At 72.3% G+C, this 21156-nt stretch carries 18 protein-coding genes; 11 read left to right on the plus strand and 7 right to left on the minus strand.

What is annotated here, in order from left to right; translation table 11 throughout:
- Nucleotides 1–343 precede the first annotated feature (343 nt).
- The 7 genes from IW248_RS26625 to IW248_RS26655 all read left to right on the plus strand — a co-directional run bounded on the left by IW248_RS26625 (nt 344) and on the right by IW248_RS26655 (nt 8398).
- Entirely contained in the window at nt 344–826 is a 483-nt protein-coding gene (locus IW248_RS26625; protein ID WP_196929133.1) for a hypothetical protein, read from the plus strand.
- Between the two features lie 44 nt (nt 827–870).
- The gene (gene sp36, locus IW248_RS26630) at nt 871–1026 is read left to right on the plus strand and encodes a Sp36 family protein (protein ID WP_007466198.1); all 156 of its coding nucleotides are present in this window, start codon (nt 871–873) and stop codon (nt 1024–1026) included.
- A 55-nt stretch (nt 1027–1081) separates the two neighbouring features.
- Nucleotides 1082–1543, plus strand: a complete 462-nt coding sequence (locus IW248_RS26635; RefSeq protein WP_124815393.1) for a RidA family protein — start codon at nt 1082–1084, stop codon at nt 1541–1543.
- A 123-nt stretch (nt 1544–1666) separates the two neighbouring features.
- Nucleotides 1667–2503 carry an MBL fold metallo-hydrolase gene (locus IW248_RS26640; RefSeq protein WP_196929134.1) on the plus strand — a complete coding sequence of 279 codons (837 nt, stop codon included), beginning with the start codon at nt 1667–1669 and terminating at the stop codon, nt 2501–2503.
- Nucleotides 2500–6150: an adenylate/guanylate cyclase domain-containing protein gene (locus IW248_RS26645; RefSeq protein WP_196929135.1), complete on the plus strand. Its 3651-nt coding sequence runs from the start codon at nt 2500–2502 to the stop codon at nt 6148–6150. The genes IW248_RS26640 and IW248_RS26645 overlap by 4 nt, the downstream gene beginning before the upstream one ends.
- Before the next feature lie 217 nt (nt 6151–6367).
- On the plus strand, nt 6368–6871 hold the full coding sequence (locus IW248_RS26650) for a hypothetical protein (RefSeq protein WP_231396451.1): 504 nt from the start codon (nt 6368–6370) through the stop codon (nt 6869–6871).
- A gap of 30 nt (nt 6872–6901) precedes the next feature.
- Entirely contained in the window at nt 6902–8398 is a 1497-nt protein-coding gene (locus IW248_RS26655) for a serine/threonine-protein kinase (protein WP_196929136.1), read from the plus strand.
- Here IW248_RS26655 and IW248_RS26660 read toward each other — a convergent pair.
- Complete coding sequence (locus IW248_RS26660) at nt 8385–8717, minus strand: hypothetical protein (RefSeq protein WP_196929137.1); 333 nt, start codon at nt 8715–8717, stop codon at nt 8385–8387. The genes IW248_RS26655 and IW248_RS26660 overlap by 14 nt on opposite strands.
- Nucleotides 8718–8894: 177 nt before the next feature.
- Between IW248_RS26660 and IW248_RS26665 the strand changes: the two genes are divergently transcribed.
- From IW248_RS26665 to IW248_RS26680, 4 genes are all read left to right on the plus strand, one after another.
- A complete protein-coding gene (locus IW248_RS26665) occupies nt 8895–9836 on the plus strand; it encodes a transporter substrate-binding domain-containing protein (protein WP_196929138.1) in 942 nt (313 codons plus the stop codon).
- The gene (locus IW248_RS26670; protein ID WP_196929139.1) at nt 9833–11032 is read left to right on the plus strand and encodes a hypothetical protein; all 1200 of its coding nucleotides are present in this window, start codon (nt 9833–9835) and stop codon (nt 11030–11032) included. Before IW248_RS26665 ends, IW248_RS26670 begins: the two co-directional genes overlap by 4 nt.
- A gap of 68 nt (nt 11033–11100) precedes the next feature.
- On the plus strand, nt 11101–11448 hold the full coding sequence (locus IW248_RS26675; protein ID WP_196929140.1) for a PadR family transcriptional regulator: 348 nt from the start codon (nt 11101–11103) through the stop codon (nt 11446–11448).
- A complete protein-coding gene (locus tag IW248_RS26680) occupies nt 11445–12458 on the plus strand; it encodes a hypothetical protein (protein ID WP_196929141.1) in 1014 nt (337 codons plus the stop codon). The genes IW248_RS26675 and IW248_RS26680 overlap by 4 nt, the downstream gene beginning before the upstream one ends.
- 63 nt (nt 12459–12521) lie before the next feature.
- Here IW248_RS26680 and IW248_RS26685 read toward each other — a convergent pair whose 3' ends face one another.
- The 6 genes from IW248_RS26685 to IW248_RS26710 form a co-directional block, all read right to left on the minus strand.
- The gene (locus IW248_RS26685) at nt 12522–13712 is read right to left on the minus strand and encodes an acyl-CoA dehydrogenase family protein (RefSeq protein WP_196929142.1); all 1191 of its coding nucleotides are present in this window, start codon (nt 13710–13712) and stop codon (nt 12522–12524) included.
- A complete protein-coding gene (locus IW248_RS26690; RefSeq protein WP_196929143.1) occupies nt 13709–15703 on the minus strand; it encodes an ATP-binding protein in 1995 nt (664 codons plus the stop codon). The genes IW248_RS26685 and IW248_RS26690 overlap by 4 nt, the downstream gene beginning before the upstream one ends.
- A 69-nt stretch (nt 15704–15772) precedes the next feature.
- On the minus strand, nt 15773–17374 hold the full coding sequence (locus IW248_RS26695) for an acyl-CoA carboxylase subunit beta (RefSeq protein ID WP_196929144.1): 1602 nt from the start codon (nt 17372–17374) through the stop codon (nt 15773–15775).
- A gap of 114 nt (nt 17375–17488) precedes the next feature.
- A complete protein-coding gene (locus IW248_RS26700; RefSeq protein WP_196929145.1) occupies nt 17489–18685 on the minus strand; it encodes an acyl-CoA dehydrogenase family protein in 1197 nt (398 codons plus the stop codon).
- Entirely contained in the window at nt 18682–20358 is a 1677-nt protein-coding gene (locus tag IW248_RS26705) for an acyclic terpene utilization AtuA family protein (protein WP_196929146.1), read from the minus strand. The genes IW248_RS26700 and IW248_RS26705 overlap by 4 nt, the downstream gene beginning before the upstream one ends.
- Nucleotides 20355–21152 (minus strand): TIGR03084 family metal-binding protein, encoded by a 798-nt coding sequence (locus tag IW248_RS26710; protein ID WP_196929147.1) that lies wholly within the window; start codon nt 21150–21152, stop codon nt 20355–20357. Before IW248_RS26710 ends, IW248_RS26705 begins: the two co-directional genes overlap by 4 nt.
- Nucleotides 21153–21156 lie beyond the last annotated feature (4 nt).

Genomic DNA, 21156 nt, shown 5'->3' on the forward strand with positions numbered 1-21156 from the left:
AGGGGTGCGGCGCCCGCCGCCACCCCTGGCGTCGAGCGTGATCGAGCGGGCGGCCGGGCGCTGCGCGACCGTCCGACCGGAAGGGTAGCGGTCGATGACCGGCTCGGTGTCGCCCCTGCCGGTCGGTTGGCCCCAGCGGTCCGGTGAGCGGTACCCGCGTCGGTTTCGGTGTCAGGCCCCCGACCTGCGGTGTGTCGCATATGTGACTGTTGGTGACCTCTTGTGCGCGTCCTGCTGGCGGGACTGCGGTCACAGACCTACCTTCGTCCCGGTGCGGGGGCCGGAACGGACGAATGGGTCCGGGCCGGAAGCATGGTCCGAGAGGTACGACCGGAGGCAGTGCATGCGCGACGCGGACAACATCCCTCGCACCCAGTTCCCGACGAACGACCGGCCCCGCCGGCCCGGGTCCGTGGTCGAGGCCGGCGGGCAGGTCACCAACCAGCCGATCAACGAACGGTCGTACCGCCGGATGCCGGAGCAGGCGGAGACGGCCCGGGTGCCGAGCCAGCCCGCCGAGCGGACCCGCGAAGACGACGAGCCGGGCTTCGTCATCCACCTGCCGATCCGGGTGCCGAACCTGGCGGCGGCGACAGTGCTGGCCGGCCGGGTCGCGGTGTCCCTGGGGTTCCTGCCCGAGCTGGACGCCGGCGAGACCACAGTGTCGAACGCCGACGATCAGAACAACCGGCACCGGGTCTTCTGTGACCTGCTGCTGCCCGACCGGTCCCGCTGCCCCCAGGGGTACGAGCACGAGGGGCACTGCGGGGAGCTGCCGGCCACGCCGGAGCAGCGTCCCGTACCTCGCCCGGCCAGCGGACCGTAGGCTGTCCCACGAACAATTCCGCACCAAGAGGGAGCCCTTCAGCGATGCAGAAGTGGGAATACTCCACGGTCCCGCTGCTGGTCCACGCGACCAAGCAGATCCTCGACAACTGGGGCGAGGACGGGTGGGAACTCGTCGCCGTGGTCCCCGGCCCGAATCCGGACCAGCTGGTCGCCTACCTGAAGCGGCCCAAGGCGTGAGCGCGAGGAGTGCAGCGGAGCGGAGCCCCGCAGTCGCGAACATCGGGGTGGCGCCGTGAGCAACGGTCCGCACGCGAAGCTCGCCGAGTTGGGTCTCGAACTGCCCGAGGTCGTGCCGCCGGTGGCCAGTTACGTCCCGGCGGTGCAGTCCGGGCAGCACGTGTACGTTTCCGGCCAGTTGCCGATCGCCGAGGGCAAGCTGCTCGCGACCGGCAAGGTCGGCGCCGGGATCTCCGCCGACCAGGCGAAGGATCTGGCCCAGCGGTGCGCGCTCAACGCGCTGGCCGCGGTCGACTCGCTGGTCGGCCTGGAGAACGTGGTCAAGGTGGTCAAGGTGACCGGGTTCGTGGCCTCCGCGCCCGGCTTCACCGGTCAGCCCGCCGTGATCAACGGTGCCTCCGACCTCTTCGGCACCGTCTTCGGGGAGGCCGGCCGCCACGCGCGCAGCGCGGTAGGTGTGGCCGAGTTGCCGCTGGACGCCCCGGTGGAGATCGAACTGATCGTCGAGGTCGCCTGACGCGTCCCCATCGCCCCGCGATCTTGCACTTTCTGCCCCGACGAAAGCCCTGAACGGGGATGAATCAGGGGCCGCAAGTGCAAGATCGTGGGGTGTGGCGGGCGGGGTCGTACGATCGCAGCCATGAGCGGGCACGTGACGGGGGCGGTGGCGGCGCTTGCCGACGAACTGCCCGGCTGGGTTTCACTGCTGCGTGCGCCCAACCCGGGGCCGATGACCCTCGACGGCACCAACACCTGGGTGCTGCGTGCCCCGGCGGCCGAGTACGCCATCGTTGTCGACCCGGGGCCGGCGCACGAGGGGCACCTCACCCGGATCGCCGAGCACGGCCCGATCGGGCTGATCCTGATCACCCACGGCCACGCCGACCACACCGAGGGCGCCGCCCGCCTGAGCGAACTGCTCGGCGGGGTGCCCGTCCTCGCCGTCGACCCGACGCACACCATCGGCGGTGAGTCGCTGACCGAGCCGGGCGAGCACCTCGGCGGCTTCGGCTTGGAGATCCGCCTGCTGCAAACGCCAGGGCACACCGCAGACTCGGTCTGCTTCCTGGTCGAGCACGACGACGAGCGGGTGGTGCTCACCGGTGACACCATTCTCGGCCGGGGCACCACTGTTGTCGCCCACCCGGACGGGCATCTCGGTGACTACCTGACCAGCCTGGAGCTGCTGTCCGCGTACCGGGGAATCCCGGCGCTGCCCGGACACGGCCCGGCGCTGGCCGACTGCGCCGCCGCCGCCGACTTCTACCTCGCCCACCGCCGGGCCCGGCTCGACCAGGTCCGGGCGGCGGTCGCCGCCGGCGCCCACACCCCCGCCGACGTGGTGGCGACGGTCTACGCCGACGTGGACCGCTCGCTCTGGTGGGCGGCCGAATGGTCGGTCCGTGCCCAACTGGAGTATCTGGGCGTCGACACCGGGGAATCCGCGCCCGGGGTCAGTGGGTTGGAGCACATGTGACCTGCCCCGTGTGTGGAACCGTTGCCGTTCCCGGCGCGCGGTTCTGCCACAACTGCGGTGCCGCGCTGCCGGCCGCCGCCACGTTGCCGGCGGCCGAGCGCCGGGTGGTCACCGTGCTCTTCGGTGACCTCTCCGAGTTCACCTCCTGGTCGGAGGACCTCGACCCGGAACGCGTCGGCGCGGTCACCGACCGGGTGCTCGCCGCCCTCGCGGGTGCGGTGAAGACGTTCGGCGGGCACGTCGACAAGCTGACCGGTGACGGCATCATGGCGGTCTTCGGCGCCCCGGTGGCGCACGAGGACGACGCCGAACGCGCCGTCCGGGCCGCCCTGTCCATGCAACGGGCCGTCCGCCGGGTGCTCGACGACGAGCGGGGCGGCGGCGCGCCGCTCGGGCTGCGGGTCGGGCTGAACACCGGCGACGTCATCGCCGGCATCCAGGCCGCGATCGAATACACGGTCATCGGCGACACGGTGAACACCGCGGCCCGGCTCGCCGACGCCGCCGCGGTCGGGGCCGTCTACGCCGGTGGACGCACCGCCGCCGCCACCAGGCACGTCTCCTCCTGGCGGGCGCTGCGCCCGCTGCGGCTCAAGGGCAAGCGTGAGCCGGTCGAGGCGTACGAGCTGTTGGGTCTGCTGGATGCGCCGGGCACCCGCTCGGGGCTCGGCGACGAGGCGCCGTACGTCGGCCGGGAGACGGAGATCGGTCGGGTCGCCGGTCGGCTCGCCGAGGTGATCGACCAGGGCGACCCGCGGGTGCTGCTGATGACCGCCGAGGCGGGTATCGGCAAGTCCCGGTTCGCCGCCGAGGTGGAGCGCCTCGCCGCCGGGTACGACGTCGGTGCTGGCCGCTACGCGGCGCACACCGGCGCCCGGGTGCTCTCGGTGCGCTGTGCCGCGTTCGGTGAGCGGCGACGGCTCGCGCCCCTGGCCGACCTGGTACGGGCCGCCGTCGGTCTGCCCAGCGACGCGTCCACCGCGCTGACCCGCCCGGCGGTGGAGGAGCGGCTGCGCCGGCTCGGGCAGCGGCTCGCCCGCTCCGGTGCGGAAACCGCGCCGATCGCCACGGAGCAGCTGCTCGCCCTGCTCGGCTATGCCGAACTTCCGGCGCACTCCGGCACCGACAGCGGTGAGTGGGGCGGTTCGGGCATTCCGGCCGCGGATGCCGAGGTGGTGCCGAACGCGGTCGCCGACCTACTCAGCGGGCTCGCCTCGGAGGCGCCGCTGGTGATCGTTGTGGACGACCTGCACGATGCCACCCCCGAGACGATCAGCGCCCTCGGGTTGACCCTGTCCAGGCTCACCGGCCCGGTGCTGGTGCTGCTGCTCGGCCGCCCCGAGTTGGTGCGTACCGCCGGGGCGCTGACCCGGGTCGCGGACGCCGAGGTGCATTCGCTGCCGCCGCTGCGCGGCGCCGACGCGGCCCGGCTGCTCACGACCTACCTCGGCGGCGGCAAGCTGCCACAGGCCGACGCCGACCGGTTGCTCGCCACCGCGCAGGGCAATCCGTTCTACCTGGCTGAGCTGGTCACCCTGCTTATCGAGCGGGGTGCGCTCACCACCGAGTCGGTGCGCGGCGCTGCCTCGACGCGGGGTGCCGCAGGGGATCGGTCCGGCTCCGGCGAGCGGGAGCAGAGCGGGTCGGCCGGCTGGCGGTTGGTGCCGGGTTCGCTGGGCAGCCGGCTGCTCTCCCGGGACCTCGCCGCCGTGCTGGCGGCCCGGATCGACGCGCTGCCGCCGGACGCCCGGTCGGTGTTGCGTGACGCGGCGGTCACCGGCGACACGGTGCCGACCGGCGCGTTGGAGGCGATGCGGGAGCAGTACGGCCGCCGGGACGGTCGACCGTCGGCAGTGGTCGCCGTGGAGCTCGACCGGGCGGTCGAGGAGTTGCTGCAACGTCGCATGCTGCACCGCTCGCGTACCGGCTACTCGTTCGCGACACCGCTGATGCGGGAGGCCGCGTACGCCGGGGTGAGCAAGGCCGAGTTGGCCGAGCGGCACGCCGCGCTGGCCCGCTGGGCGGCGCCGGTGGACGACGCCACGGCCAGCACCGTGGGCGGCTTCACCGACGAGGCCCGGGACGACTTCGTGGCGACGCACGTCGAGCGGGCCGCCACGCTCGCCGACGCGGTGAAGCTGCGCCCGGACGCGCCGGCCCGGGCGGTGGTTCCGCTCGGTGTCGCCGCGCTCGGTCGGGCCGCCCGCCGGTCGCTGTCCGCCGGTGAGCCGGCCATGGCCGTCGAGTACGCCGAGCGCGCCACCGAACTGGCCCGCGACGGGGTGCCGGCAGCCGATCGGGTGGTGCACGCTCGGGCGCTGCTCCAGGTCGGCCGCGTCTCCGACGCGTTGGCGTACGCGGAGAAGATCGCCGCGAACGCGGGGGACGAGGTCACCCGGGTCAGCGCCCTGCTGTTGGCGGGGCAGGCCCAGGAGACCCTCGGCGACCAGGGCCGGGCGGTGACCGCCTGGCAGGAGGCGTTGCAGGTGGCCACCGAGGGTCGGCTGCCCACGCAGCGGGCAACGGCGATGCGGCGGCTCGGCATGGCCGACTTCGTGGCCGGGCGGCTGAGTCAGGCAAGCAGCCGGTTGGCTGCCTCGTACCAGGTCAGCCTCGGCGCGCAGGACCGACGCGGGCAGGCGTGGTCCCTGCAGAACCTGGCCTGGGTGACCACCACCCGGGGTGACTTCGCCGGCACCGACGCGGTGCTCGGCAGAGCCGCCCGGCTCTTCGCCGAGCTGAAGGACCCGTACGGGCGGGCCTGGCTGCGCGGCACCACGGCGTTCGCCCGGCTGCTCGCCGGCCGGCTGCGCGAGGCGTGTCGGATGGCGCAGGTGTTCCTGCCGTTCGGCGAGCGGGTCGGTGAGGCGTGGGCGGTGGGAACGTTGCGCGCGGTGGCGGCGTTCGCCACTGCCGAGCTGGGTGACCTGGCCGAGGCGGACCGGGAGGCCCGGCGGGCGTACCGGGAGTTCGCCGCCGCCTCCGACGACTGGGGACGCGGGTTCGCCCTGGTGGTCCGGGCGGTGGTGGCGCGCGGGTTGGGCGAGCCGGAGCACGCGGCGGACCTGCTCACCGACGCCCTGGCGTACGCGGAGCGCACCTCGCATCCGCTGCTCACCGGGATGGCCGGGACACTGCGTGGCTTCGTCGCGTTGGACATGGGCGACTGCGAGACGGCCGAGCGGGTGGCCCGCTCGGTGTTGACCGCCGTGGAGCCGCACAACCCGCAGGCTCCGGCGCAGGTGGCGCCCCGGGTGTTGCTGGCGACGGCCCGTCTCGCCGCCGGCGACTCGGCGACCGCGGTCGGGCTGCTCGCCCCGGTGGCCACTGCCGCAGCGAACGCACCGTCGTTGCTCTTCTCCCGCCGCCAGACGATGGCCCAGTACGCTGCGGCGCTGCTCGCTCACGGCCAGCGGGAGCAGGCGTTGGACTGGGCCCGCCGAGCGGTCACCGCACCGGCCGAGGACGTGCGCAGCCAGGTGATCGCGGCGAGTGTGCTGGCCGAGGCGTTGGCCGCCTGCGGGCACCCAGCGGAGGCGCTGTCCTGTGCGCAGGAGGCGGTCCGCCTGGCGTACGCCACCGAGCAGCGCAGCGAACGCGCAGCAGCCGACGCCCTACAAGCCCGCCTGACAACCGCCCAGGCCTAACCCACCCACCCCCACCCACCCACCCCGTTGATCATGAAGTTATTGCCCCGACACGCCGACGCGCAGGGCAATAACTTCATGATCAGCGCGACCCCCCGGGGTGAGGTGGAGGGTTTTGCCGGTTCTGGGGATGTGGTGGTCGGGGTGAGCGGCTAGCGTGTCACCACCGCGTACGGGTCCACAGTGGTGACCGTCGCCGTGCCTGGGGAGGCCCTTCATGAAGCTGCCGCGATCCATCGCGGGCTGGACCATCGCGGTCTTCGGCGTGTTGGCGCTGGTGATGGGCGCGGTCGGGCTGCTCTGGCCGGAGGCGCAGCTGCGCATGCTCGGTTTCGAGGTGCCGGAGACGCGGGCCGTCGGTGACCACACCGGGACGTTCCTGCTGGCGTCCTCGATGGCGGCCTTCAACATGGGCGTCTACTACCTGCTCGCCACGGTGACCGAGTGGCGGGCGTTCTACCGGTTCACAGTGGTCTTCCGACTTGTCACGTTCACCGTGTTCACCATCGCGGTGCTGGCCGACATCGCTCCCGACCGGTTCTTCGGGGTGGCGGCGTGGGAAGGGCTGGGAGCGGTGGCCACCGCCATCGGTCTGCGCCTGGATGCCCGCCGGGGCAGCCCGGCCGGTGGGATCGGATCGACCGAGGGTGCCGGAACGACTGCGGTCGCCGAGGAGGGTACCGGTCCCGCCGGTGCCGCTCCGGCGGACGCGGTGCGCTGAGCCATCGGTCGGGTTGGGTATTTTCGAGCGGTGACCGACAACCCGACCGGCGGCCTGCCAGTGCCGATCGTGCCCGGCCTGACTGATTTGCGGGTCTTTGCCCGGGGCGGGTACGCGACCGTCTACCAGGCCACCCAGATCTCCGTGGGCCGCGAGGTCGCCGTGAAGGTGGAGAACCGCACGCTCGACAGCGAGCGGGACCAGGCCCGCTTCCTGCGCGAGGCGCGGGCGGCCGGGCGGATGTCCTCACACCCGCACGTGGTGGACCTCTTCGATGTTGGGGTCACCATCGACCAGCACCCCTACCTGATCATGGAGCTCTGCGACGGTTCGTACGCCGAACGGATGCGCACCTCGCCGCTGGGCCCGGTGGAGGCTCGCGACCTCGGCATCAAGATCGCCGACGCGCTGGCCCACTCGCACGCCGCCGGGGTGCTGCACCGGGACGTGAAACCGGCCAACATCCTCTACTCGCACTTCAACTCGGCGGTGCTCGCCGACTTCGGGCTCGCCGTTCTCGCCGAGCACCGGGACGCCTCGGTCACCCTGGAGGTGCTCACCCCGGCGTACGCGCCGCCGGAGATGTTCAGCCACAGCCCGCCGTCCCCGGCCGTCGACGTGTACGCGCTCTGCGCCACCCTCTACGCCGTGATGCACGGCCGGCCGCCCCGCTGGCAGTCCGAGCGCAACCCGAGCCTGGTCACCGTGCTGGAGATGTTCAACCAGCCGCTCCCCGCCCTGCCCGGGGTGCCGGACGAGCTGATCGACGTGCTGCGCGTCGGCATGGCCAACGAGCCGACCGAGCGTCCCTCCGCCCTGGAGCTGCACGACCTGCTCACCAACCTGCCACTCGGCTCGCCGGCGACACCTGTCAGCGGCGCTCCGGTCAGCGGTGGCGCGACGCTCTCCGGCCCGTACGCGGCCGGCCGGCCGGTGCCCCGCCCGCCCATCGAGGACACTCAGCGAACTCTGCCCACCGGTCGGCGTTGGCGGCGTTGGCTCTTCGGCGGCGCCGGGGTGCTCGCGCTGGCCGCCTCCGCGACCGCCGGGGCCTGGGTCGCCGACCGGGCGCCACCACCCGCTCCGTACCCGTCGGCGACGCAGATCGCCGCACCGGCGACCGGGCCGCTGCCCGGCTGCGCGACCGGCACCGGTGTGCCCACCGCCCTGCCCGATGGCGCCCGCTGCCTGCCCGAGCTGGAATGCTTCGGCCCGATGCGGATCCGCGGCAGCCGCGCCGAGGCGGCTCGGCTGTCCTGCGCGGGCCGACACACCTGGGAGACGTACGCCGAGGGCATCCTGCCGGTGTCGCTGGTCGGCGCCGACTACGAAGAGGTGACCGCCGCCGAGCCGGTACGGCAGGTGTGCAGCTCCACGACGTTCCGCCTGACCACCGGGATCGCCGAGGCGACCGGCTGGCACCTGGAGGTGCTACCGCCGGTCGACGGCAGCATCGACCGGACCTACCGGTGTCTGGCGGGGCGCGGCGTGGACGCGCTCACCGCGCCCACGCTCACCGGCCGCTGAGCCCGTCCGACCCACGTCGGCGGTCACGCACCGCACGCAACGCGTCCCGGGGATCCAGGGCGTCGAGGGTGTCCGCGTCGATCCCGTACGGCATCAGCTCGGGCGGCCCGAACGCTGCCGACCGGTCCGCCGGCTCCGGATCGTCGACCTGACGAGCGGCGGAGACCGCGACCCCGGCGACCATGGTCATCAGCACGCACAGCAGCGCGAGAACCACGCCGAGGAGATCCTGTCGGCGCCACACGACCAGCATGACCAGCGGCGCGAGGGCTCCCAGCGCGGCGAGCACCGCCACCGCGCGTGCATCTGGTCTGGACAATCGGCTCACCCGTCCAGCATGTCGTGACGAGGCCCGCTGTCAACCGCTGAGCCGACCGCCGCGCCGATCGGCGTCGATCCGAGCACCGGCCCGACATGGGCCCACGGCATCCACACGGATTGGACAAGAACGGCTACTCTCGGTGTCCCGCAGGCTCTTCCGGCAGCGAGGTCGCCCATGAGCTCAGGCAGTTCGCAACCCCGACTCCGGTCGATCGCGTCGACGCTGGCGGTCGCCCTCACCCTCGTGCTCGCCGCCGCCGCCGGTTGCGACAGCCGGAAGGAACCGGAACTGCCCTCCGTGCAGGAGAAGATGCGCGAGACGCACATCTACGGTTCGTCGAAGCTCCGGATCGGTGTCGCCACGAACGAGCCGCTCATGGGCGATCTGCGAAACGGCCAGCACGTCGGGTTCGACGTCGAGATCGCCAGGTACGTCGCGGCCTCCCTCGGCTACGAGGGGGACCAGCGGCTGGAGTTCGTGTCGGTCGCCACCGAGGACCGCATCCCGTCGCTCCAGGGCGGCACCGTCGATCTCGTGGTGTCCAGCTTCTCCATGACGGAGGACCGTAAGCAGTTGGTCAGCTTCGCCGGGCCGTACTTCGTCACCACTCAGGAGGTGATGGTGCCGGTCCGACTGAAGGACAAGGTCCGCACCATTGAGGATCTGCGGGACCCGGCCTACAAGGTCTGCACCAGCGGCGGCTCCACCACCGAGGCCGAGTTGGAGAAGCACCAGGTCAAGACGTTCGTGGTCAAGGACGTCGGCGACTGCGTCGATGGCATCCGGAAGGGCCGGTACGACGCGGTCAGCTCCGACGAGTCGATCCTTGCCGGTTTTCTGGCCAGCTTTCCCAAGGAGTTCGAGATCGTCGACATGCCGTTCGGCACCAGCGAGTTGCTGGGCGTCGGCGTGCCGATCGGTGATCCCGCGCTGCGCGACCTGGTCGCGTACTTCCTGCAGAAGAGCTACGAGCAGGGCCGCGACGGAGATGCCAGCCCCTGGCAGACCGCGTACAACCGGACCCTGGGCCCGTGGTTGAAGGCCGAGAAGCGCCAGCCGCAGCCGCTGGAAGTGCCGAAGCTCGTCGACTTCGACGACAAGGCGCCCGCGAAGTGAGCACGGCGTCGACCGCCACCGGCGGCGACGGGCCGGTCCCGCCGCCCCGTACCTCCGCGCCCGGCGTCGCCGTCGACTCTTCGACAGTCGACGGTACGGCCGCGGCAGCGCCGGTCGTCGACCGCCCGGCGGTCGGTGACGTCACCTGGCCGGCCGGCGTGCCGGTCGCCGAACCGGCCGAGCCGGTCGTCGCCGACGTCGGGCGGGTCCGCTGGGATCCGGCCGAGCGACGTGCACGGGCCAGCCAGTCGTTCTGGACGGCAGTGGTGGGCGTACCGGCGATCTTCTCGGTGCTCCGCCTCGGCGTGGAGGCCGGCGGGGAACTCCAGACCACGCTGCTGCTGGTGGCCAACGTCGGGCCGGTCAACCTGCTCGCCGGCTTCCTGACCACGGCGGCCCGGCTGCTCTCCACCGGCCTGGTGGCCGTCTTCGCGCTCGGCGCGGTGCTGGCCGTCAGCGCGGATCGACTTCCGCCGGGCACCCGTCGCCGTCCGCTCTTCGCCCGCTGGGCCGACATCACCCCGGCCTGGGTGGTGCTGGCCAGCTTCCTGCTCGCCCTGATCACCTGGCCGTTGCTCTACCTTCCGCTGCTGTTGCCGGCGTTCGTGGCCGCGTTCCAACTGCGTCCCGGGCGGCTGCACGAGCGGGTCGTGCCTCGGCTGCTACTGATCGGCGCTCTGCTCGCCGGGTACGGCTGGCTGATGCTGCCCACCCTGCGTGCGGCGGTGCGGCAGGGCGACGAGTGGTTGGCGCTGGCGCTCATCGTGGTGCCTCCGTTGCTGGCCCTGTTCATCGCGGGGCCACTGCCAGGCATGGTGATCCGGCCGCTGGCATCGGTGACCGAGGTGGCGGTGCTGGCCACCCTGGTCTGGGCCGCGGTGCCGGTGATCAGCACACCTGTGTTGCCGCTGACCGTCACCACTGTCGGTCCGGAGAGTGGGCCCACCGAGGACGTACGCGGGCATGTGGTCACCACCGACGACGTCAACATGGTGATCCTCCAGGAGAAGGGCGGCGTCCGGTACGTCCCGGTCGGCCTGGTCCGCGCCCAGGTGCTCTGCCCGAGCGAGGAGGAGCTGCCCCGCCACCAACTGCGCGTTCACGACTTCCACGTCGAGGATTCACTGTTGGAGGGCATGGGCCGCCGGGTCCGCCCGGTGCACCGCATCGACGCCGCCTGCCGTACCCCGGCCTGACCGCCGCAAGCAGACTTCACGGTAGGAGTCTCACCGTATATACAGTCGGACGGTATATGCTGCGGGTCATGGCGAAGGCTTCCATGCATGAGTCCACCTATCTGATCCTCACCGCGCTCGTCGAGGCCCCACGACACGGGTACGCGCTCCTCGACGAGGTTCGCCGAATCTCCGACGGGCGCGTCGACCTGCGTGCCGGCACCCTCTACGCAGCCCTCGACCGGCTGCGGACCGATGGTCTCGTCGACATCGAGCGCGAGGAGCAGGTGCAGTCCAGGTTGCGCCGGTACTACCGACTCACCGCGCCGGGGGCGCGTCGCCTGGCCGAGGAGTCGGCGCGTCTGCGCAGCAACGCCGACGCGGCGAGCGTGCGACTGCGCCGTGCCGGTCTCATCTTCGACGGCGGTGTGGCGTGACGTTGGACCACATCTACCGACGGCTGATGGCCTGTTATCCCCGCGCCTACCGCAGGCAGTACGAGGACGAGATGGTCGGCGTCTTGCTGGACGACGCGGCCCCAGGCCAGCGCAGGCCGGCGGCGCGAGACGTGCTCGCCCTGCTCGGCGGGGCGCTCCGGGCGCATGTCCGCCAGGCTGGTGCGCGATTCTCGGCCGACCCGTGGCGGGAGGCGGCGCAGGCGCTAGCTCTGATCGCCGCGCTGACGTTGTTCGTGCGCGCTGCACGCGTACCGGTGCTGCACCTCGCCATGCTCGCGGAGAGCTACCCCGTTGGGATCGGGGAGCCGGTCGTCCTTTGGCCGGGTGGCCCGGTGTCGGTGCTGTGGCTCATCGTGGCGGTGTTGGCCGTGGTCGGCTGGGCTCGGGCAGGAGCCGCGGTCGCCGTCTGCGGAGCGGCGTTCGAGGTGGTTCGGGTCGCCGCGGACTACGGACAATATTCGACAGTGTTCCATCTGTGGCCCGCCGTGCTCGCCGCGATGGTCCCGCTGGCGCTCGCGGTCCGCGCTCCCCGTTCCGCCGCGGCGGCCCTCGCGCGCTGGCGGCTTGGCACACTGGTGGCAGCGACGCTGGTCAGCGTCGCTGCTCCGAGCGTCGCCCAGGTGACGGGTGCTGATAACGACACGGCTCCCATCTACGGCACGTGGATCTTCACCTCCGGTGTCGGCCGGATCGAGGCAATCCTGCTGACGGCGGGATACCTGCTCTTCGCCCTTGCCATCCTTTCGGCGCCGGCGGTGTTGCGGCGGCGCCTGCTGGCGCTTGTGGTTCCGGTGGGCGTCACGCTGCTGCTCACCCGGGTGGGCTTCGGTGCCACGGGGACGTTCCTGAAGCGCTCCACCCACGACGGTGTCCTCGCTGCGCTCACCCCGGCGCAGTGGCTGGTGTTGGTGCTGACGCCCACGCTGTTCTTCGCGGTGGCCGTGGCGATCCTGCACCACCGGGAACGGCCGGGCCGCCGAGGAGCGTGAGGAGGTCGCACCAGGCTGCCTGCGGCAGGCGGACCGGTCGACCGGTCCGCCTGCGGGGCGGCGTCAGTACGACTTGTCCTGACCGAGGACGTGTTGGGCCACGAAGTTGAGGATCATCTCGCGGCTGACCGGGGCGATCCGCCCGGCCCGGACCGCGCCGAGCAGGGTCGCCACCCCGTACTCGGTGGTCATGCCGGCCCCGCCGAGCACCTGGACGGCGGTGTCCACGGCGAGCGCGGCAGCCTCCCCGGCCGCGTACTTGGCCATGTTGCCGGCCACCCCGGCCTCCAGGTCGCGGCCGGCGTCGTACAGGGTGGCCGCTTTCTGGATCATGAGGCGGGCCAGCTCCACCTGCACCGCCGCGTGTGCCAGCGGATGCGACACCCCCTGGTGGGAGCCGATGCTGCGACCACCCCAGACCTTGCGGGTGGCGGTGTACTCACTGGCCCGCTCGATGGCGTACCGACCGGTGCCGGCGCCCATCGCGGCCACCGTGATCCGCTCCGGGTTGAGCCCGGCGAAGAGGGCCGGCAGTCCGGCGTCCAGCGACTCACCGAGCAGCGCGTCGGCGGGCAGCCGCACGTCGTCCAGGTAGAGCAGGAACTGGTTCTCCGGGGAAACGATCTCCATGTCCAGCTTGGACCGGGTCAACCCGGCCGCATCGGTCGGCACCAGGAACAACGCCGGCTTCAGCTTCTGTGGAGACGCATCCGCTGAACCGGCTGGGCCGTCATCGACGGCGACGCGCGCCACCACCAGCACGTGACCGGCCTCGTCGACCCCGGAGATGTAGCACTTGCGGCCGTTGAGCAGCCAGCCGTCGCCGTCGCGGCGAGCCACAGTGGCGAGCCGGTGGAAGTTCGAGCCGGCCTCCGGCTCGGTGATCGCGAAGACGATCTTCTGCGAGCCGTCGGCGAGGCCCGGCAGGTGCCGCTTGCGCTGCTCCTCGGTGCCGTGTCGGCTGAGGACTGTCGCCGCGATGGCGGGGGAGACCACCAGCAGCAGCAGCGGGCAACCCGCCGCCGCCAACTCCTCGCAGACGATGGCCAGCTCGGTGATGCCGCCGCCCCCGCCGCCGTACTCGGTGGGGATGTTGACCCCCAGGTAGCCGAGCCGCCCGGCGTCCGCCCACAGTTCGGTGGTGTGCTCGCCAGCCTTCGCCTTCTCGACGAAGTAGCTGTGGCCGTAGCGGCGGCCCAGCGCCCGGACGGCGTCGCGCAGCTGGTCCTGTTCGGGGGTGAGGTCGAAGGTCATCGGCTGTCCTTTTCGTCGACAACTGCCAACACGGCGCCCGTCTGCACCTGACCGCCGGTCGGTACCGGCAGCTCGGCGACCACGCCGTCGATCGGGGCGAGCACGGGATGTTCCAGCTTCATCGCTTCCAGCGTGAGCAGCGGATCGCCGGCCGTGACCCGCTGGCCGACCTGGACGTGCACCCGGGTCACCACGCCGGGCAGTGGCGCGAGCAGCGACCCGGCCGCCACCGCCGCGGTGGGCAGCGGGAGACGCGGCAGCTCGGCCAGGCTCGCCGCCCCGTCCGGGCCGTCCACGAAGACAGCCGACCCCACAGGGTGTACGCGGTACGCGCGCCGAACTCCGTCGACGTCGAGCACCACCCGGTCCGGGGTGACCTCCACGAGCACCACATCGGGCGCTCCCGCTGATTCGGCGGCGTCCTTCGTCGGTGTGCTGGCCCAGTCGGCGAGCCGGCCGGTCCGATCCAGGCGGTAGCGGATCTCGATCTCGTCGCCGCCCGGCCCGACGAAGCGGGTGACCTGCGGGACGGCTGGCACGTTGCGCCAGCCGGAGGGGAGCCCGCCCAGCACCTGCGCGGTTGCCCGGCGATGGGCCGCACCCGCCAGCGCGGCGGCGAGGGCGGTGATCGGAAGCCGGTCGGCGGGGAGCAGCGGGGCGAAGACCTCCGGGTGCCGGTCCAGGAAGCCCGTGTCGATCTCCACGGCGGCGAACGCGGCGCTCCGCAGCACCCGGACCAGTAGATCCCGGTTGGTGGTCACCCCGTGCAGCTCGGCCCGGGCCAGCGCGCTGGCCAGCAGCCGGGTCGCCTCCGCGCGGGTACGACCCCAGGCGATCACCTTCGCGAGCATCGAGTCGTAGTGCACCCCGACCACCGAACCGGCCACCACACCCGAGTCGAGCCGCAGACCCGGCCCGGCCAGCCCACCGAACTCGGTCGCCACCCCGCCAACTGTGAACCGGTGCAGGGTCCCGGTGGCCGGCCGCCAACCCGCCGCCGCGTCCTCCGCGCACAGGCGTACCTCGATCGCGTGTCCGGCGCTCTCCGGCAGGCTCGCCGGCAGCGGCTCGCCCTCGGAGACGAGCAGTTGCAAGCCCACCAGGTCCAGCCCGGTGCACAACTCGGTGACCGGGTGCTCCACCTGGAGCCGGGTGTTCATCTCCAGGAAGAAGAACTCACCGCCCGGGGCGAGCAGGAACTCCACGGTGCCCGCGCCCAGGTAGTCCACCGCGTGCCCGGCGGCCACCGCCGCCTCGTGCAACGCCGTCCGCACCCGCTCGGGCACGACCGCCGGCGCCTCCTCGACGATCTTCTGGTGGCGCCGCTGGATCGAGCACTCCCGGTCACCGAGGGCCACCACCCGACCGTGCGAATCGCCGAAGATCTGCACCTCGACGTGCCGGCCACGCTCGACGTACCGCTCGATGAAGACAGTGCCGTCGCCGAACGCGGCAGCCGCCTCCCGGCTGGCGCTGGCGGCGGCCTCGGCCAGTTCGTCGGCGTCCCGCACGATCCGCATCCCGCGCCCGCCGCCACCCGCGGACGCCTTCACCAGCACCGGGAAGTCAGTGACCTCGTCGGTGTCGGTCCAGCTCGGCAGCATCGGCACGCCCGCCTCGGCGAGCAGTGCCTTCGCCGCGAGCTTGTCGCCCATCGCGGCGATCACCTTGGCCGGCGGCCCGACCCAGGTCAGTCCCGCGTCGGTCACGGCCGCCGCGAACTCCGCGTTCTCGGCGAGGAAGCCGTAGCCCGGGTGGACCGCGTCCGCGCCGCTGCGCCGGGCCGCGTCCAGGATCAGGTCGACCCGCAGGTACGTCTCGGCCGGCGAACTCCCCGGCAGGCGTACGCCAAGGTCGGCCTCGGCCACGAAGGGCGCGTCGGCGTCCGCGTCGGAATACACGGCGACGGTCTGCACGCCCATCGCCCGGCAGGTGGCGAAGACCCGGCGGGCGATCTCACCCCGGTTCGCCACGAGCAGTCGGTTGATCATTGCGCCCTGAGCCTGCCTTTCGTTCGCGACTGCGGGACTCCGCTTCGCTGCGTTCCTCGCGCTCACGGTTTACATCCGGAAGACGCCGAAGCCGTCGGCGCCCTCCACCGGTCCGTTGTGGATCGCCGAGAGGCAGAGCCCGAGGACGGTCCGGGTGTCCCGGGGGTCGATCACCCCGTCGTCGTAGAGCCGGCCGGAGAGGAAGAGCGCGCCGGACTGCGACTCGATCTGCTGCTCGACCATCATCCGCATCGCCGCGTCGGACTCCTCGTCGTAGTCGCGCCCCCGTGCGGCAGCCGCCTGCCGGGCCACGATCGACAGCACCCCCGCGAGCTGCGCCGGGCCCATCACCGCCGACTTCGCGTTCGGCCAGGTGAACAGGAACCTCGGCTCGTACGCCCGGCCGCACATGCCGTAGTTGCCGGCCCCGTACGAGGCGCCCAGGTTCACAGTCAGGTGCGGCACCGTCGAGTTCGACACCGCGTTGATCATCAGGGCGCCGTGCTTGATGATGCCGCGCTGCTCGTACTCGGTGCCGACCATGTAGCCGGTGGTGTTCTGCAGAAAGACCAACGGGGTGTCCGAGGCGTTCGCCAGCTGGATGAACTGGGCCGCCTTCTGCGCCTCCGCGCTGAACAGCACCCCTCGGGCGTTGGCCAGCACCCCCACCGGGTACCCGTGCAGCTCGCCCCAACCGGTGACCAGCGCATCCCCGTACGCCGGCTTGAACTCGTCGAAGTCGCTGCCGTCGAGGATCCGGGCCAGCACCTCCCGGGGGTCGAACGGCACCTTCAGGTCGGCGCTGGTGATGCCGAGCAACTCCTCCGGGTCGTACTTCGGCGGCTGCGGCACCGCCGTACGCCGCGACGGGCCCCGCTTGCGCCAGTTCAGCCGGCGGACGCACTGCCGGGCCAGCCGGATGCCGTCCCGCTCGTCGGCGGCCAGATAGTCGGCGAGCCCGGACGTGCCGGCGTGCATCGCCGCGCCACCCAACGACTCGTCGTCGGTGACCTCACCGGTCGCCATCTTCACCAGCGGCGGACCGGCCAGGTAGACCTGCGACCGGTCCCGAATCATGATCACGTGATCGGACATCCCCGGCACGTACGCGCCACCGGCCGTCGCGTTGCCGAAGACCACGCTGACCGTCGGAATGCCGGCCGCCGAGAGCCGGGTGAGGTCACGGAACACCCGGCCACCGGGGATGAAGATCTCCGCCTGGGTGGGCAGGTCCGCCCCGGCCGACTCGACCAGGTTGACCATGGGCAACCGGTTGGCCAGGGCGATCTCGCCGGCCCGCCGGGTCTTCGCGAGCGACCACGGGTTGACCGCGCCCCCGCGTACCGTCGGGTCGTTGGCGACGATCAGGCACTCCACGCCCTCAATCACCCCGATACCGGTGACCACGCTGGCCCCGACCGGAAAATCCGAGCCGTACGCGGCGACGGGCGACAACTCCAGGAAGGGGCTGTCGGCGTCCACCAGCAGCTCGATCCGCTCCCGGGGGAGCAGCTTTCCGCGTGCGTGATGCCGCGTCACGTACTTCTCGCCGCCACCCGCCCGCGCCTGATCCAGCGCGGCGTCCAACTCGGCCAACCGCTCCAGCAACGCCGCCCGGTTCGACACGTACGAGGGTGCGGACGGATCGACCGCACTGTCCAGGATGGTCACCGTGCCTCCTTCGTTCGCGACTGCGGGGCTCGCAAGACCGGCTCACTCCTCGCGCTCACCGTGCCTCCTTCGTTCGCGACTGCGGGGCTCGCAAGACCGGCTCACTCCTCGCGCTCACAGGCCCATGCCTTTCGCGATGATCTCGTTCATGATCTCCGTGGTGCCGCCGCCGATGCCGAGGATCCGCGCGTCGCGGTAGTGCCTCTCCACCTCGGCGTCGCGCAGGTAGCCGAAGCCGCCGTGCAGCTGCAACGCCTGGTCGACGACGTGGTCGCAGGCGGCCACCGCCACGTTCTTCGCCATCGCCACCTCGGTCACCACCGGCTCGCCGGCAGCGACCCGACCCGCGACCTCGTGCACGTACGACCGGGCCGCCTCGGCCCGCGTGTGCATCTCGGCCAACCGGTGTCGGATCAGCTGCCGGCTGGCCAGCGGACGCCCGAAGGTCTCCCGATCCCGGCACCAGCGCACCGCCAACTCGACGCAGCGCTGCGCGGTCGCGTACGCCTGCGTCGCCAGGGACAGCCGTTCCGCCGCGAAGTGCTGCATGATCGCCAGAAAGCCGGTGTTCTCCGCGCCGATCCGGTTGGTGACCGGCACCCGCACGTCCGCGAACGACAGCTCGGCGGTGTCCGAGCAGTGCCAGCCGAGCTTCTCCAACCGGCGTCCCACTGTGAACCCGGGCGACCCCTTGTCGATGACCAGCAGGGTGAGTTCACCGCTGCCGGGGAAGTCGGTACACACCGCGGTGGTCACGAAGTCGGCCCGGTGCCCACTGGTGATGTATGTCTTCGACCCGTTCACCACGTAGTGGTCGCCGTCGCGGCGGGCGGTAGTGCGGATGCCGGCCACGTCCGAACCACCGTCCGGCTCGGTGATGGCAAGCGCGCCGATCATCGTGCCGGACAGGGTGGGCCGGACGTACCGCTCGATCAGACTGTCGTCGCCCGGGGACGCGGTGCCGCCGAGCCGACCGCCCAGCGAGCCACCGGTGCGGGCACCGGCCGCAGCGACCATGTGCGGCAACGCGATGCCGTGCGTGAACAGGGCCGCCACCAGCCCGGACGAGCCGCCGGAGCGGATCAGCTCCTCGGTCACGATGATCGAGTCGAGCAGGTCACCGCCGCTGCCACCGACCGACTCCGGGAAGCCGATGCCGAGCAGGCCGAGCTTCGCGGCGGTGGCGTGCAGCGCCCGGGGCACCTCGCCGGACCGCTCCCAGTCGTCCAGGTGCGGCAGCACCTCCCGGGTCACGAACGCCCGGGTCAGCTCGCGTAGCTGCCGGCGCTCCGGGGTGTCCACGATGCTCACCGGCTTTCCCCCGTCGGAAGATCGACCGGCAGGTCGACGATCCGGGCGCGCAGCAGCTCGCCGAGCGCCTTGGCCTGCGGGTCGAATCGGGTGGAGGCGGCCACCCCCGCGCCGAGCAGGCCCTCGATCACGAAGTTGACCGCGCGCAGGTTCGACAACTCGTAGCGCCGTACCGACAGCGGCGCGGTCTCCGGCAACAGCTCGGCCAGCCGTTCGACTGTCAACCAGGTCCGCAGCCACGCGTACCCGGCATCAGTTCGTGCCCAGACGCCGAGGTTGGCGTCGCCGCCCTTGTCCCCGGAGCGCGCGCCGACCACCTCGCCGAGCGCCCCACGCCGGGTCGGGCCGTCGACCGCAGCCTCGCCGCCCGGGGCGGATTCGTCCTGCGGGGTGGGCGCGGTACGGATCGGCGGGGCGATCGGCACCCGCTCGCCGCCGGGCAGCACCGCTACGTGCACCACCGCGTCCTGCGCCACGGCGTCGGCGGTGAAGACGCCGTACGGTGTCGCGTCGCCGGGCAGCGTGGTCAGCGTGCAGCCCGGGTACGAGGCCAGGGCCAGCTCCACCGCGGCGGCCGAGAAGGCCCGCCCGGCCCGCGCCTTGTCGGCGTCGCGCAGGTGTACGTGCAGCAGGGCGCTGGCCGCCTCGGTGTCGGCGGCGTCCGGATGGTCGGTCCGGGCCAGCGTGAACTCCAGCCCGTCCTTGCCGACCGCCTCCTCGACCTGCCCACGGACCAGGGCAGCCTTCGCCTCGACGTTCAGCCCGCAGAGGACGAAGGTCATCGAGTTGCGGAAGCCGCCGAGGTTGTTGACGCCCACCTTCAGCGTGGGCGGTGGCGGTGTGCCCCGTACGCCTGCGACCCGGACCCGGTCCGGCCCGTCGGGGCGCAGCGTCACAGTGTCCAGTCGGGTGACCACGTCCGGCCCGAGGTAGGACGGCCCGCCGATCTCGTAGAGCAGCTGGGCGGTGACCGTCTCCACTGTGACCGCGCCACCGGTGCCCGGATGTTTGGTGACCACGGACGACCCGTCGGAGTGCACCTCGACGATCGGGAATCCGGGCCGGTGACCGCCGTCGGGCAGCTCGGTGAAGAAGCTGAAGTTGCCGCCGGTGACCTGTGCGCCGCACTCGACGAGGTGCCCCGCGACAGTGGCTCCGGCCAGCTCGTCGAGGTCGTCGCGGCCCCACCCGTACCGGGCGATGGCCGGGCCGACCACCAGCGACGCGTCGGTGACCCGACCGGTGACCACCACGTGCGCACCGGCGTCGAGGCAGGCGGCGATCCCGAACGCGCCGAGGTAGGCGTTCGCGCTCAACGCGTCCGGTCGCTGGATCGTGTCACCTTCGACGTACCCGATCTGGGCCGGCAGCCCGAGCCGTTCGGCGAGCTTCGCGATGGCGGCGGCCAGGCCAGCCGGGTTCAACCCGCCGGCGTTTGTCACGATCCGCACCCCTCGGTCGAGGGCGGTGCCGAGGCAGGTCTCCAGCTGCCGCAGGAACGTCTTCGCGTAGCCCAGGTCGGGGTCGCGCAGGCGGTCGCGGGCGAGGATCAGCATGGTCAACTCGGCCAGATAGTCGCCGGTCAGCACGTCCAGCTCACCGCCGTCGAGCATCTCCCGCCAGGCGGTGAACCGGTCGCCGTAGAAGCCGGAGGCGTTGCCGATGCGGATCATGCCCGTACCCCGTTTCCGCCGGCCGGCTTGCGGCCGTCACCCGGCGGCCCGGCGAAGGCCTGAGCCACGTCGAGCCACTCGTCGGCGACCGGCCCGGTGGCGACCAGAGCGAGGTCCGTGCGGTGTCGGCGCTGGGTGACCAGCTGGCAGAAGTCCCGGGCCGGGCCGGTGACCCGGTCGGCGGCGTCCGCCGGACCCCAGGCCCACGTGTCGCCACCGGGCCCGACCAGCTCCACCCGGACCGGCGCCGTCGGCGCCTCCCGGCCGTGCGCGGCGAAGCCGTGCCCGAGGGTACGCACGCCCAGGTGCGCCACGTGCCGAAGTCGGTCGCTGTCGGGGCGGACCACGTCGAGGGCGTCGGCCACGTCCGTGCCGTGCGCCCACGTCTCCATGATCCGGGCGGTGGCCATCGAGGTGGCCGACATCCGGGTGCCGTACCAGGGCAGCTTGCCACCGGCCGGAACGGCGGCCAGTGCGTCGACGAGCGCGGTTCGCCCGGCCCGCCAGCGGGCGAGAAGGTCGGCCGGCGGGGCGAGGAATTCCTCGGCGCCGACGTCGACGAGTCGGGTCACGTCCGACGCGGCGGTCACCGTCGCGTAGAACGCCTCGGGATCGGTGGCGGCCAACAGCGCGACGTGGTCGGTCCAGGCGAGGTGGGCGATCTGATGCCCGATGCTCCAGCCCGGCGCGGGGGTCGGCCTCGTCCAGTCGTCCGCGGGCAGTGGTGCCACCAGGGCGTCCAACTGGGCGGACTCGTCGGCCAGGTCCGTGAGCAGGTCGCTGAGGTCGACCATGGTG

Origin of the sequence: Micromonospora ureilytica (assembly GCF_015751765.1) — a bacterium.
In the GTDB taxonomy this organism is placed as follows: Bacteria; Actinomycetota; Actinomycetes; order Mycobacteriales; family Micromonosporaceae; genus Micromonospora; species Micromonospora ureilytica.